The sequence below is a fragment of the Pseudomonas sp. S10E 269 genome (genome assembly GCF_002798465.1).
Lineage (GTDB): Bacteria > Pseudomonadota > Gammaproteobacteria > Pseudomonadales > Pseudomonadaceae > Aquipseudomonas > Aquipseudomonas pergaminensis.
Window position 1 is genome coordinate 5,933,342 of the sequence record NZ_PHIJ01000001.1, and the last position, 14,479, is coordinate 5,947,820.

General features: G+C 62.8%; 10 protein-coding genes. 4 read left to right on the forward strand and 6 right to left on the reverse strand.

Annotated elements, in window-relative coordinates; translation table 11 throughout:
- Entirely contained in the window at positions 1-600 is a 600-nt protein-coding gene (locus CWC48_RS27535) for an NAD(P)H-dependent oxidoreductase (RefSeq protein ID WP_099492732.1), read from the reverse strand.
- Positions 601-669: 69 nt separating this feature from the next.
- On the opposite strand from CWC48_RS27535, the gene CWC48_RS27540 reads away from it, so the two are divergent.
- Positions 670-1,266 carry a TetR/AcrR family transcriptional regulator gene (locus CWC48_RS27540; protein ID WP_100490890.1) on the forward strand — a complete coding sequence of 199 codons (597 nt, stop codon included), beginning with the start codon at positions 670-672 and terminating at the stop codon, positions 1,264-1,266.
- Positions 1,267-1,374: 108 nt separating this feature from the next.
- Here the strand turns inward: CWC48_RS27540 and CWC48_RS27545 are convergent, their stop codons facing one another.
- Complete coding sequence (locus CWC48_RS27545) at positions 1,375-2,040, reverse strand: GNAT family N-acetyltransferase (protein ID WP_078048193.1); 666 nt, start codon at positions 2,038-2,040, stop codon at positions 1,375-1,377.
- 21 nt (positions 2,041-2,061) lie between these two features.
- The gene (locus tag CWC48_RS27550) at positions 2,062-2,967 is read right to left on the reverse strand and encodes a LysR family transcriptional regulator (RefSeq protein ID WP_100490891.1); all 906 of its coding nucleotides are present in this window, start codon (positions 2,965-2,967) and stop codon (positions 2,062-2,064) included.
- A gap of 112 nt (positions 2,968-3,079) precedes the next feature.
- On the opposite strand from CWC48_RS27550, the gene CWC48_RS27555 reads away from it, so the two are divergent.
- From CWC48_RS27555 to CWC48_RS27565, 3 genes are all read left to right on the forward strand, one after another.
- A complete protein-coding gene (locus CWC48_RS27555; protein ID WP_100490892.1) occupies positions 3,080-4,282 on the forward strand; it encodes an MFS transporter in 1,203 nt (400 codons plus the stop codon).
- 93 nt (positions 4,283-4,375) lie between these two features.
- A complete protein-coding gene (locus tag CWC48_RS27560; protein ID WP_078048190.1) occupies positions 4,376-5,227 on the forward strand; it encodes a CAP domain-containing protein in 852 nt (283 codons plus the stop codon).
- Between the two features lie 152 nt (positions 5,228-5,379).
- On the forward strand, positions 5,380-7,560 hold the full coding sequence (locus CWC48_RS27565; protein WP_100490893.1) for an ATP-binding protein: 2,181 nt from the start codon (positions 5,380-5,382) through the stop codon (positions 7,558-7,560).
- 1 nt (position 7,561) lies between these two features.
- On the opposite strand, the gene CWC48_RS27570 is transcribed toward CWC48_RS27565, so the two are convergent.
- Genes CWC48_RS27570 through treS form a run of 3 tightly spaced genes read right to left on the reverse strand, consistent with a single transcriptional unit; the run spans position 7,562 to position 14,361 of the window.
- Positions 7,562-8,728, reverse strand: coding sequence for a diguanylate cyclase (locus CWC48_RS27570; protein WP_100490894.1), 1,167 nt, complete (start codon positions 8,726-8,728; stop codon positions 7,562-7,564).
- 51 nt (positions 8,729-8,779) lie between these two features.
- Positions 8,780-11,017, reverse strand: a complete 2,238-nt coding sequence (glgB, locus tag CWC48_RS27575) for a 1,4-alpha-glucan branching protein GlgB (RefSeq protein WP_078048187.1) — start codon at positions 11,015-11,017, stop codon at positions 8,780-8,782.
- Positions 11,014-14,361, reverse strand: coding sequence for a maltose alpha-D-glucosyltransferase (treS, locus tag CWC48_RS27580; RefSeq protein WP_100490895.1), 3,348 nt, complete (start codon positions 14,359-14,361; stop codon positions 11,014-11,016). Before treS ends, glgB begins: the two co-directional genes overlap by 4 nt.
- Positions 14,362-14,479: the final 118 nt, after the last annotated feature.

Consider the following 14,479-nt stretch of genomic DNA (forward strand, 5'->3'; position numbering starts at 1 on the left):
TCAACCGGCGACGGTCTCGGTGTCGAACACCCCCTCGCCCACGGCCCTGGCCTTGTCCAGATGCGCCTGCACCCCGCCGCTTTCCGACTCCAGCAACAACGCCGACGTCACTACCTGCGCGCCACAGTAATCGAAGATCCCGTAGTCAATTTGCGTGCGCATTGCCTTGGCGTAGCCGTGTCGATCAAACGCATCGTCGTCCGCTGCGCCCAGGGCCAGCAGATGCACCTGCAGGTGCCGCAGCTTTTTCACCACTGGAGTGTCGGGGCCGTAGTCGATGGCCCAGCCGTTGACGAAGACGCGGTCGATCCAGCCCTTGAGCAGGCCCGGCAACGACCACCAGTAAATCGGGAACGCCAGCACCAGCGCATCGGCGCGGTCGATGCGGGCCTGTTCGGCCAACACGTCGACCGGTGGCGTGGCGCGGGTGCGATGCACCAAGTGGTCGGCGGCGGTGTAGCGCGGGTCGAAACCTTCGGCGGCAATGTCGGCGATTTCGTAGGTGTGGCCCGATGCAGTGAGGCCGGCGGCCACCTGCGCTGCCACACTGTGGGTGAGGGATTGTGGGTCGTGGTGAGCAACAACGATAAGTGCGTGCATGACATTGACTCCCTTTGGGGTTAGCCTAGGCTTAAGTTACGATTAGTAAGTTACTTTTGGTATATAAGCATGTCAAGCACCGAATCCCCTGCCCCCCGTCGTCGCCTGTCCCGTGAAGATCGCCTGCGCCAACTCTTGGAGGTGGCCTGGCAACTGGTGCGTGATGAAGGCACCGAAGCCCTGACCCTTGGCCGCCTGGCAGAGTTGGCGGGCGTGACCAAGCCGGTGGTGTACGACCATTTCGTCACGCGAGCCGGTTTGCTGGCAGCGTTGTATGAGGACTTCGATGCCCGCCAGGATCAGGTCTTCGCCAACGCCATCGCAGCCAGTGGCGACACCCTGGACGAGCGTGCCTGGGTGATCGCCGAGTCCTATGTGGATTGCGTGTTATTGCAGGGTCGGGAAATCCCGGGGGTGATTGCGGCGCTCAGCAGTTCGCCGGAACTGGAAGCGCTCAAGCGCCAGTACGAGGCGATCTTCCTCGACAAGTGCCGCGACGCGCTGTCGCCTTTTGGCCACATTACCCAGGCCGGTTTAAGGGCGATGCTGGGGGCGGCGGAAGCCTTGTCCCAGGCCGCAGCCAGCGGAGAGATCAGCCGTGAGGAGGCGCAGCAGGAGCTGCTCGCGACCATCCTGGCGATGGTCAACCGCGGCGCGTTCAAATAATCACTGGCAGGTGAGGAGTAAACCGGCGCGACCGGGTTTACCAGAGTACGGCAAGCAATGGGCCCGCTCACCACAAGAGCCCACTCCCCCCTAAAGAAAGAACGCCGCCTAACGCCCGGCTACAAAAAGCTGCACCTTGCGGGTCAGTTGATCGAGGTGTCGATCGCGTTGTTTCTCTGCATCAATCATGGCGCGCTTGCCGTGCTTTTGCAGCAGGTAGGTATGAATCTGCTGCACTTCCAGTGAGCGGTAGATCGACGCCACATCCAACACGCCCATCAGGCCGTCAGTGCCGTAGTCCCGCGTATTCATCAACACCTGCGTGCCCCGCCCGCCGCGCACCTGGAAGCCCATGCCTTCAAATGCCGGCACCTTCTCCACCGAGCACGCCAATTCCGCATGGGGATAACGGCCCAGCACGTCGCGCATCATTGCGCGCGCCACACCCTGGCGCCGGTAGCCGACTTGCACGGCCATGAACGCAACGCCGCAGGCTTCTGGATCATCCTTCACGGGCAGGTAGAGGCAAAAGCCGATGAGTTTTTCCTCTTCCATCGCCACGACCAACTCGACAGCAATGCCCTTGGAACCGTCCAGCGCTTCCAGGTACAGGTGCACCTCAAAGCCAGTGGCGTACTGGTAGATGTTGTACAGCAGGTTGCTCGGCGGCAGCGCCACACTGCTGATGTCGGTGAGGTTGTCCACCACCAGTTGCAGGATCTGGCCGTTGATAGGCTCCGGGCACGGTGTGGTGTAGCGGGTAAGGCTGTACATGCAAATTCCTGGGGTTCAGCGTCAAGGCAGCGCCGATTGTACCTGCTCGACGCACACCTCGCGCAAACACGCGCGCAACCAACGATGGGCCAGGTCGGCATCCAGCCGCGGGTGCCACAGCATCGCCACGGTAAAGGTCGGCAATGTCAGCGGCAGCGCAAAGCAGTGCAGGCCATCACGCGCATGGGCGATGTAGCGCTCGGGCACGCTGGCGATCAGGTCGGTGGTGCGCGCCAGGGCGATCGCCGTGGCGAAACCCGCGACGATGGTGCTGATTTGTCGCGTGAGGCCCTGCTTTTCGAGGACATCGTCGATCTGGCCACGGTCCTGGCCACGGCGCGACACGTAAACATGCTGGCCTTGGGCATAGCGTCGCGCGTCGACGTCGCCCTGGATCAAGGGATGGCCGCTGCGTACCACGCCCACCAAGCGGTCACGAAACAGCGCCTGGGTCAGCACTTCCGGGCTGGCAGTGGGATCGACGACGCCGGTTTCCAAGTCGACGCTGCCTTCGCGCAGCAGGGTGCTGTGCTTGTCGGTCTTGTTGATGAAGCGCAGGCGCACGCCCGGCGCTTCCCGGGCAATCCGCGCCAACAGTGCCGGGGCGAAATGCTCGACGAATTCTTCGCTGGTACGCAGGGTAAAGGTGCGCTCGACCCGGGCCATGTCCAGCGACTGCATCGGCCGCAACACGGCGTTGGCGTCCTGCACCAGCCGGCTGACCTGTTCACGCAACGCCACTGCCCTGGGCGTGGGCACCAGGCCACGGCCGGCGCGTACCAGCAGCGGGTCGCCGGTGGTTTCACGCAAACGCGCCAAAGCACGGCTCATCGCCGAAGGGCTCAGGCGCAGGCGTTTGGCCGCGCCCGCCACGCTGCCTTCGGCGAGTAAAACATCCAGGGTGGTCAGCAAGTTGAGATCGGGCATCGGCATTCCTTATCAGGCGTTACACGCATGTATTCACTGCAACTCATGCGCCTACCGCCATAGTAGGCGACGCCGTAGAGTTGTGACAGTTGCCTTCATCCAAGGATTTCCCATGCTCACTCCCTCACGCGGCAGCCTTGTCGGCCTGTCCCTGTCCATGTTGCTCGCCTCCCTGGGCACCAGCATCGCCAATGTCGGCCTGCCCAGCCTGGCGCAGGCGTTCGAGGCCTCGTTTCACGCCGTGCAGTGGGTGGTATTGGCCTATTTGCTGGCAATCACTGCGGTGATTGTGAGTGCCGGAAGCCTGGGCGACCACCTGGGCCGCCGACGGTTGCTGTTGGCGGGCTTGCTGCTGTTCACCGTAGCGTGCGGATTGTGCGGCGTGTCGCCGGCGCTTGAATGGCTGATTGCAGCGCGCATCCTGCAAGGCCTGGGCGCGGCCGTCATGATGGCCATGGCGTTGGGTATGGTCGGTGATACGGTTGCCAAGGAACGTACCGGCCGGGTCATGGGCTTGCTGGGTACGATGTCGGCGGTAGGCATCGCGATGGGGCCGAGCCTGGGGGGCGTGTTGCTGAGCCTGTGGGGCTGGCGCGCGATTTTCCTGGTCGGAGTACCGCTCGGCTCGGTGGCCGTCGCCCTCGCCTACCATTATTTGCCGGTTGATCGCCCCCGCGCGCCAGCGTCCACAGGGCCGGGTTTCTGGTCATCCTTGCAGGTGCCAGCATTGCGCGCGGGCCTGGCCATGAGTGCCTTGGTGGCCGCGGTGATCATGGCCACCTTTGTGGTCGGGACGTTCTATCTGTCCCGCGGCCTGGGCCTCGACCCCGAGTGGATGGGCCTGGCGATGGCGCTCGGCCCCTGTGTCGCGGCGTGCGCTGGCGTACCGGCCGGTCGCCTCACCGACCGCTTCGGCAGCCAGCGCATGACCCTCGCCGGGCTGGCGCTGCTGGCCTGCGGTGCGCTGCTGTTGTCGCTGGCGTCAGGGTTGGTCGCCTACCTGACCTCGCTGGTCATCTTGACGACGGGCTACAGCCTGTTCCAGGCCGCGAACAACACGGCGGTCATGAGCGATGTGGACGGCTCTCTTCGAGGCACCGTCTCGGGGTTGCTGAACCTGTCGCGCAACCTCGGGCTGATCTTCGGCGCGTCTGTGCTGGGTGCGGTCTTTGCCTGGGCCAGCCCGGATGTGACCCGCGCCCTGCCGCAATCCGTGGCCTTTGGCCTGCATGTAACCTTCAGCGTGGCGCTGGGGTTGATCCTGCTGGCCAGTGTGATGGCATGGCGCCGCTTTGGCGCTTGTAACAAGCTTTAGAACACCCATTGAGGCAAAAAAACAAAAAAGGCGTTGCGCCAGACCGGGTTACATCGCGCATCATGGGCACTTTCAAGCTCAAGGGTAACGTCCATGCGCGTTCTGTCATTGATGATGGGTCTTACGACGCTGGCCGCCACTACGGTGTTCTGCGCCAGCGCGATGGCGAATGAAGAAAGTCAGTTGGTACAACAGATCAACCAATACCGCAGCCAGGTGCAACGCTGCGGCGATCAGGGTTCCCAGGAACTGCCGCCGCTGGCCAGTGATACGCGGCTGGTGCTGCCGGCCAACAATGTGGGCGACCTGCAGCAAGCGCTGGCGCGTGCCGCGTACCCGATGGTCAACGTGCAGGCCATCAGCCTGTCCGGGCCCAAGGATGCCCAGGCAGCCATGAAAGCAGTGCGCGAAAGCTTCTGTCGGGTGGTGCTGGACCCGCAATTCGTCGATATCGGCGTCAGCAACAGCGGCCAGGACTGGCGCATCGTGCTCGCCCGCCCACTGCTCACCAGCGGCCTGGGCGACTGGCAGACCGAAGGCAAGCAGGTGCTGAACCTGATCAACACCGCGCGCTCGCAACCGCGCCAATGCGGCACCCAGGCCTTTACCGCGACCACACCCTTGTCCTGGAACGAAGACCTGGCCGGCGCCGCGAACAGCCACACGCGCAACATGGCCAACGGTAATTTCTTCGACCACCTCGACCATGATGGCCGTACCCCTGGGGACCGTGCCGAACTGGCCGGGTACATCGCGAAGAACATCGGCGAAAACATCGCTGCCGGCTTGGATACCCCGCGCAAAGTCGTGGATGGCTGGCTGGCCAGCCCCGGCCATTGCGCCAACCTGATGAACCCGCAATTTCGCGAGCTGGGTGCAGCGTATGCCATGGACCCGAAGAGTGATGCAGGGATCTATTGGACGGGGGTTTTCGGCGCGCAGTAAGTCAATGTGCAGGCTCATCAAACGGTTGCAGCATCAAATCGCCATCTCATGGATAATGCCGCTGAACTTGGCAGCGGTCATTCCGGTCTGTTGATTGTTAACCTGACCCTTTCAGGCGTTCGACAGACCGTGGCAAACAAGGTGTTCTCGCAATGATGAATTGGCTGCAAAGCAGCAGCGACATGGCTGAGCGGGTTCGCCAGCATGATTGGGCGAGCACGCCCCTGGGGCCGCTGGAGCAGTGGCCGGATGTGCTCAAGACCACCGTGGCGCTGTGCTTTGCCTCAAGCTTCCCGCAAGCCATCGTGTGGGGGCCGCAGTTGACCATGCTGTACAACGACGCCTTTATCCCGATCCTGGGCGACAAGCCCTATGCGCTGGGCCGCCCATTCAGCGAGGTGTGGCAAGAGGTCTGGGCAGACGTCAGCCCCATCGCCAAGGCGGCGTACGAGGGGCATGCCACCTATATCGAGAACTTCCCCCTACTGATCGAGCGCGGCAACGGTCCCGAACAGGCGTACTTCACCTTTTGCTACAGCCCGATCCGCGACCCTCTCGGCAAGGTCGTGGGCATGCTCGACACCGTCACCGAAACCACCGCCACCGTGTTCCTCGCCCGCCGCCTGGCCGTGCTGGATGCCGTCGGCAGTGCGGTGGCCAACGCCACCGACGCCGAAACCATCATGTCCACCACCACCCGCTTGCTGGCTGAGCATTTGCAGGTGTCCAATTGCGCCTATGCGGACATGGACGCCGACGAAGACGGCTTCACCATTCGCGGCAATTGGGCCGCACCGGGCTCGCCCAGCATCGTGGGGCGCTACAGCCTCGCCTCGTTCGGCGCACGGGCCGTGCGCCAGTTGCGCGCCGGTGAGCCGCTGGTGGTGGAGGACAACCGGGTGGAATTCGCGCCGGAGGATGCCGCCAGCTATCAGGCCCTGGGCGCCCTGGCGACGGTGTGTTTCCCATTGATCAAGGACGGCCGCCTGACCGCCTTGATGGCGGTGCATCACAAGACCGCGCGCGTCTGGTCACCCTACGACCTGGCGCTGGTGGGCGAAGTCACCGAACGCTCCTGGGCCCATATCGAGCGGGTACGCGCCGACGCCGCCGTGCGCGAAGGCCTGGCCGCGTTCACCGAGCTGAACGCCACCCTCGAACAGCGCGTGCTGGAGCGCACCACCGCCCTCACCCAGGCCGAGGCCGCGCTGCACCAGTCACAGAAACTCGAAGCCATCGGCCAACTGACCGGCGGCGTCGCCCATGACTTCAACAACCTGCTGACCATCATTCGCTCCTCGGTGGACTTTCTGCGCCAACCCGGGCTTTCCGAAGAGCGGCGCCAACGCTACATGGGCGCTGTATCCGACACGGTCGAGCGCGCCAGCAAACTCACCAGCCAACTGCTCGCCTTCGCCCGGCGCCAACCGCTCAACCCGGAAGTCTTCGATGTGGGCGAGCGGGTCAAGAACATCGGCGAAATGCTCGAAAGCGTCACCGGCGCACGCATCCACGTGCAGGTGCAATTGCCCGAACACCCTTGCCATGTGCGGGTGGATGCCAGCCAGTTTGAAACCGCGCTGATCAATATCGCCCTGAATGCCCGGGATGCAATGGAGGGGCAAGGCACCCTGACCCTGCGCGTGGTCAAGGTGGACGCCATGCCACGGATCCGGGGTGATGGTGAGGCCCGCCAGCCTTTTGTGAGCATTTCCCTGGCCGATACCGGCAGCGGTATCCCTGGGGATGCTGTGGAGCGCATTTTCGAGCCATTCTTTACCACCAAGGCCGTAGGCAAAGGCACCGGGCTGGGGCTGTCCCAGGTATTCGGCTTTGCCAAGCAGTCCGGCGGCAACGTAGATGTGGCCAGCAACCCAGGGCAAGGCTCCGTATTTACACTGTATCTGCCAGAAGCGGCCCCCCAGGCGATGCCCTCCGAGCAACCGCAGGACGACGCTCTGCCCACACACGATGCCGCGCAACGTCATATCCTGATCGTCGAAGACAACCTTGAGGTAGGCCGCTTCGCCACTCAGATCCTCCAGGACCTGGGCTACCAGACCACTTGGGCCACCGACGCCGAACAGGCACTCGCCCTGGCCGGCGCGGACGCCTTGGCGTTCGATGGGATTTTCTCGGACGTCGTAATGCCCGGCATGACCGGCGTCACCATGGCCAAGTTGCTGCGCCAACGGCGCCCGGACTTGCCGGTGGTGCTCACCTCGGGCTACAGCGAAGAATTGGCCGACAGTGGTTATGAAGGGTTTGAGTTCCTGCCCAAGCCCTACTCCGCCGATCAGGTTGCACGGGCGTTGGCCAGGGCGATGGCCTGAGTTACTCCGCCACCGCCACCTGATTGCGCCCCTGGGCCTTGGCGCGGTACAGCGCTTTGTCGGCGGTATTCATCAGGCCATGCAGGTCTTGATCCTGGGTATGGGTGGATGCCACACCCAGGCTGGCCGACAACCCCTGCACCGGCTCCGATGCCAGCCCCGAGATCGCCTTGACCAACTGTTCGGCGATCGCCCGTGCCGTGTCCAGTGAGGTGTTGGGCAGCAACACCGCAAACTCTTCGCCACCCAGGCGCCCGTAGACATCGGCCTGGCGGAACGAGGCGCTGATCACCCCGCCTATCTGGCGCAACACCTGATCGCCGGCCTGGTGGCCGTAGGTGTCGTTGATTTGCTTGAAGTGGTCCATGTCCATCATCAATGCGCACAGCGGCTGACGGTTGTGACGGCATTGTTCGTAGAGCACCTGGGCACGTTCGAAAAACGCACGGCGGTTCATCAGGCCGGTGAGTTCGTCGGTCTGTGCGGCGCGGGTTGAAATAGTGTGGGCCCGTTCCATTTGCCGGGTCAGGCGAAAGGCCTTTTCCAAGGCATCCGACAGTTTGCGTGTAGCGCTGACCACAAAGGTGGAAAACACCAGCACCGCAATGGCGACGCCCACTTGCAGGGAAGAAGGCTGGAACAGCAGCCACAGCGTACACGGCAGCAGCACCAACGCCATGGAGGCCAGGGTCATGTAGCGGTAAGCCGAATAACACGACACTGCGCTGACCGACATGCCCACGGTAAACAACATCACCAGTACTTGGGAAAGGCGATCATCGGTAGGCATCACCGCCAGGGCGCCAGCGCCCCAGATCCCGGCCGACAGCACCAGCGTGAGCCAGTAGCGGCGCTCCCAACGATCGGGCGTGCGCTCGGCGTTGGGGCAGCGAAACCACTCCATGAACATCTGGACGCGCAGCAGCGACGACACCGCCAGCACCACCAGCCAGACCAGGATGACCTGATGGTCAAACCGGTCCCAGCACAGCCAGCAGAGCATCAAGGCCGCCAGGTAACTGCCGAAAATCGCGGCAAATGATTGCCTGAACAGCTGGTGCAAACGATCAGTGCGCACCTGCTCTTCTATAAAGCAATCCTGGTCCTGCCCACGCCCAAGGCCATTCATGAAATCCGCCTGATTCGACTGCCACGACAAAGGCGCCATTGTGGCACCCTGCCACCAGCGTGGACAACAGAATCCAGCACGGTAGAGCCTTTAAAGCGATTCCGGCCGCAGAATCAGCACGCCCAGTGGCGGCAGATTCAACGACAGTGACACCGGCTGTCCATGCTTGGGTTCATCCTGGGTAAACACCTCGCCCCCATTGCCGTAATTGGATCCTGCGTACATATCCGCGTCGCTGTTGATCACTTCACTCCAACGCCCACCAAACGGCACGCCGACGGCGTAACCCTCACGCGGCACCGGGGTGAAGTTGGCCACCACCAGCACCGGCTTGCCATCCTTGCTCCAGCGCAGCCAGGCATAGACGCTGTTGATCGCATCGTCGCCGATCAGCCACTGGAAGCCCTGGGGCGCATCGTCCTGCTCGTGCAGGGCCGGCTCTTCGCGGTACAAGCGGTTCAAGTCGCCCACCAACTTCTGCACGCCTTTGTGTTCGGCGTACTGCAGCAGGTACCAGTCCAGTTGCTGGTCGTGGTTCCACTCGCGCCATTGGCCAAATTCGCAGCCCATGAACAGCAGTTTCTTGCCAGGGTGCATCCACATGAACGCCAGGTAGGCGCGTAAGTTGGCAAACTTCTGCCAGCGGTCGCCGGGCATCTTGTCGATCAGCGAGTGCTTGCCGTGCACCACTTCGTCGTGGGAGATGGGCAGGATGAAACGTTCGGACCAGGCATACACCAGGCCAAAGCTCAGTTCGTTGTGATGGTGCGCGCGGTACACCGGGTCCTGCTGGATGTAATGCAGGGAGTCGTGCATCCAGCCCATGTTCCATTTGTAGTTGAAGCCCAGGCCGCCCTGTTGGGTCGGCTGGCTCACGCCTGGCCAGGCCGTGGATTCTTCGGCGATCACCAGCGCGCCGGGGGCCTCCAGAGCCACCACGTCGTTCAAATGGCGCAGAAAGTCGATGGCCTCCAGGTTCTCGCGGCCGCCATGGCGGTTGGGCACCCATTCGCCGGCCTTGCGCGAATAATCGCGATAGAGCATCGAGGCCACGGCATCCACGCGCAGGCCGTCGATGTGGAAGTGTTTAAGCCAATGCAGCGCCGAGGCGAGCATGAAGCCGTGCACTTCGGTGCGGCCCAGGTTGTAGATCAGCGTGTCCCAATCCTGATGGAACCCTTCCAGCGGGTTGGCGTATTCGTACAGCGCAGTGCCGTCGAATTGCGCCAGGCCGTGGGTATCAGTGGGGAAATGCGCCGGTACCCAGTCGAGGATCACGCCGATATCCGCCTGGTGCAGGGCATTGACGAAATAGGCGAAATCTTCCGGCGAACCAAACCGCGCGGTCGGCGCGAATTGCGACAGTGCCTGATAGCCCCAGGAGCCGCCGAACGGGTGTTCCATGATGGGCATCAGCTCGATGTGGGTGAAACCCAGTTGCTGCACATAGGGAATCAGGCGCTCGGCCAGTTCACGCCAGTTGTACTGGCGGGCCACCTCGCCCGCCTCGTCCAACTCGCATTGCCAGGAGCCCACGTGCAGCTCGTAGATCGACAGCGGCGCCGTGGTCTTTTGCTTGTCGACCCGCGATTGCATCCACGCCTGGTCTTGCCAGTCCACCTGCAATGGCTGGGCAACCTTGGACGCGGTGTCTGGCGGCAGCTGGGTGGCCAGGGCCATCGGGTCGGCCTTGAGCGGCAGGATCCCGTTGGCGCCGAGAATCTCGTACTTGTAGGCCGCACCCGGCTGCAGACGTGGGATAAAGATCTCCCACACGCCGGAAGGATGGCGCAGGCGCATCGGGTGACGGCGGCCGTCCCAGATATTGAAGTCGCCCACCACCGACACGCGCCGCGCATTCGGTGCCCACACGGCGAAACGCACACCCTCGATGCCATCGACACGGGTCACCTGGGCCCCCAGGCAACTGCTGAGGTCGCGGTGATTGCCTTCGGCGAACAGGTACAGGTCCATTTCCCCCAGCAACAGTTGCTGGAAGCTGTAAGGGTCTTCGGTGATCTGTTCACCGCCGGCCCACTGGATTTTCAACAGGTACGGCTGCCGGGTCTTGAACTGCCCGACAAACAACCCCGGGACCTGGCTCGCGTCCAGGCTGCCGATCGGCTCGCCGCTGTCGCGCGCCAGCACCTGGACGCTCAAGGCCTCCGGCAGGAACGCGCGGATAAACTGGCCGCCGTGATCATCATCGTGCGGCCCGAGAATCGAGAACGGGTCGTGGTGCTCGGCGCGTACCAGCGCTTCGACGTCCTTGGACGCCGGCAATGCAGTCAACTTCGGTTGCAGCGGTTCTTTATTTGTAAAGCTCATGACGTCTCCCCACCGCGTGCAGTTTTCGATATAGGTGCAAGCCCGCTCAACAGTCCGTGCAACCCTTGCAGGGGCACCGGCAACCAGGTCGGGCGGTTTTCCGCTTCGTAGGCCACTTCATACGCGGCCTTCTCCAGGCTGAACAACGTCAGCGCTGCGTCCTGGCCTTTGGCATCCTGCCAGTCATGCGCCAGTGTAGACGTAGCGGACTGATAAGCCTGGATAAAGGCCTGGCGTGCTTCTTTGAGGTAACGGTCAGTCACGCGTTTGCGCGCCTGGTCCGCTTCGGGCGAATGGTCCACCCCTTGTACATTCAAAGCCATGGCTGCCGCGTAGTCGAAGGAGCGCAACACGCCGCTCACATCTTTATACGGGCTGTGCTTGCCGCGTCGTTCGTGCAGTGGGCGCGCCGGCTCACCTTCAAAGTCGATCAAGTAGGCATCGCCCTTCACCACCAGCACCTGGCCCAGGTGCAAATCACCGTGGACCCGAATACGCAACCCGCCGGCCGTGGCTTTCGCCAAGGCCTGCACATGGCTGGCGATGGCTTTTTTCTGCGCCAGCAATTCACTGACCAGCGCTTGATCCGAGGGGTTCAACTGGCTTTGATGAAGTTTGAGCAGTTGCAACGCGCGGTCCAGCTGCGCGCCGACATCCTTGGCCCAGGCCTGGGTGTCCTTGGCCGTGGTGGCTTCGGGCTTGAAGTCCTTGTTGGTGGTTTTCGCGCCGAGTACCAGGTGCATTTCACCCAGGCGTTGGCCGAGCAACCCGGCAAAATCTGCCAGCTCGCCCAAGGCGTTGTAGTGCTGCTCCTGTTCGGACATGGCTTCGGCCAGTTCGTCGCGAATCGCGCGTTCCAGGTTGTTTTGGGTCCAGCCCCAAGCGTCGCCCTGGTTGCTCAAATAGCCTTGGGCAATCATCAGCAGGTTGTCCTGGCCTCCGGCGTCGTGGCGAATCATCGAGCCCAGCAACGGCGAGATATTCGGGTAGCCGGCTTCGGTCAGGTAGGCGCTCATTTCCAGTTCCGGGTGTACGCCGGAGGCGACTTTGCGGATCAGCTTGAGCACCAGGCTCTCGCCCACCACCACCGAGCTGTTGGACTGCTCGGCCGACAGGTAGCGCACTTCGGACTCATCCGTCAGTTGCAGCTTGGCCAGGTGCGGCGTGGCGGCAAAGCGCAGTTCGCCTTCGTTGGTGTTGAGCACGGTACCCGCCTGCAAACCCTGGATGACGGCGCGGATAAAGTGTTCGAGGCTGAAGGCATCGGTTACCAACCCCACCTGACGCACTCGGCGTACACGGGCCAGGGCCAATTGCTGCGGCAAGGCGCTGGTGAACTGGTCTTCCCCGAGGAAGCCAAACGGCAACTGATAACGGCTGATCTGGCCACCGGCTGTCACTTCCAGTTCGCTGAGCAAGACCGGGTGCTGCGGGTCGCCAAAGCGCACACCGTAGGCGATGCGCACACTGTCGATGGCCGTGTCCTTGCCCGCGAACCAGCGGCGCTTGGGCAGCCAGGCCGGGAGTGCGGTCTGTTCCAGGGAGGCGCGGCAAGGTTCTTCGAGCAATTCTTCCATGCGCTTTTTCAATACCAGGGTGGTGAAGTCCGGCATGCTCTGGGCCGGTTCCACATGCCAGCTGGGCATCTGGTTTTCCGGGGCGAGCACGAACCAATAAAAACCGTAAGGCGCAAGGGTCAGCAGGAAATTCAGCTGGCCGATGGGCGGGAAGGCATTCCCGCCGAGCATCTCCACCGGCACCATGCCGGCAAACGCCGACAGGTCCAGCTCGGCAGCCTGGGCGCTGCGCGACACGTTGGCGACGCAGAGGATGATCTCGTTGCGCCCGTCTTCACCGGTGAACTCACGGGTGTAGGCCAGGATGCGGCGGTTGCTCGGCGAGAGCATTTTCAGGCTGCCGCGCCCAAACGCCTTGGATTGCTTGCGCACTGCGAGCATGCGCCGGGTCCAGTTCAGCAACGAATGCGGGTCCTGGGCCTGGGTCTCGACATTCACCGACTGGTAGCCGTATTGCGGGTCCATGATCGGCGGCAACACCAGGCTGGCCGGGTCGGCGCGGGAGAAGCCGCCGTTGCGGTCGATGGACCACTGCATCGGCGTACGCACGCCGTCGCGGTCACCGAGGTAGATGTTATCGCCCATGCCGATTTCATCACCGTAATACAGGGTCGGCGTGCCAGGCATCGACAAGAGCAGGCTGTTGAGCAACTCGACACGCCGGCGATCACGCTCCATCAGCGGCGCCAGACGGCGGCGAATGCCGAGATTGATGCGCGCGCGCCGGTCGGCGGCGTAGTAGTTCCACAGGTAGTCGCGTTCTTTGTCGGTGACCATTTCCAGGGTCAGTTCATCGTGGTTGCGCAGGAAAATCGCCCATTGGCAATTGGCGGGAATCTCCGGGGTCTGGCGCAGGATGTCGGTGATCGGGAAGCGATCTTCCTGGGCCAGGGCCATGTACATGCGCGGCATCAGCGGAAAGTGGAAGGCCATGTGGCATTCATCGCCGTCGTCGCCCTTTTTGTCACCGAAATATAACTGGGTGTCTTCCGGCCACTGGTTGGCTTCGGCCAGCAGCATGCGGTCGGGGTAATGGGCGTCGATCTCGGCACGGATCTGCTTAAGCACGTCGTGGGTCTCAGGCAGGTTTTCGTTGTTGGTGCCATCACGCTCGATCAGATACGGGATGGCGTCCAGGCGCAGGCCGTCGATGCCCATGTCCAGCCAGTAACGCATCACCGACAGCACGGCTTTCATCACCTGCGGGTTGTCGAAATTGAGATCGGGCTGGTGAGCGTAGAAACGGTGCCAGAAATATTGGCCGGCGACCGGGTCCCAGGTCCAGTTGGACTTCTCGGTGTCGAGGAAGATGATGCGGGTGCCGTCGTATTTCTGGTCGTCATCCGACCACACGTAGAAGTCCCGCGCCGCCGAGCCGGGCTTGGCCTTGCGCGCCCGTTGGAACCAGGGGTGCTGGTCGGATGTGTGGTTGATCACCAATTCGGTGATCACCCGCAGCCCGCGCTTGTGCGCCTCGGCGATGAAGCGCTTGGCGTCGGCCATGGTCCCGTAGTCGCTGTGCACGCCACGGTATTCGGCAATGTCATAGCCATCGTCGCGACGTGGCGAGGGGTAGAACGGCAGCAGCCAGATGGTGTTCACGCCCAGGTCGGCGATGTAGTCGAGCTTGGCGATCAGGCCAGGGAAGTCACCGATGCCGTCGTTGTTGGAGTCGAAATAGGATTTGACGTGGACTTGATAGATCACCGCGTCCTTGTACCAGAGCGGGTCTTTGATGAACGTGGCAGCGTTGGGTTTCTTCGCCATTGGAAACTCCGGGAAAATTCGAACGGGAGAAACGCGGTCACTGTAGGAGCTGGCTTGCCGGCAATGGCGTACTTGAGCCATGCAGCGATGCCAGGGGCCTTATCGCCGGCAAGCCGGC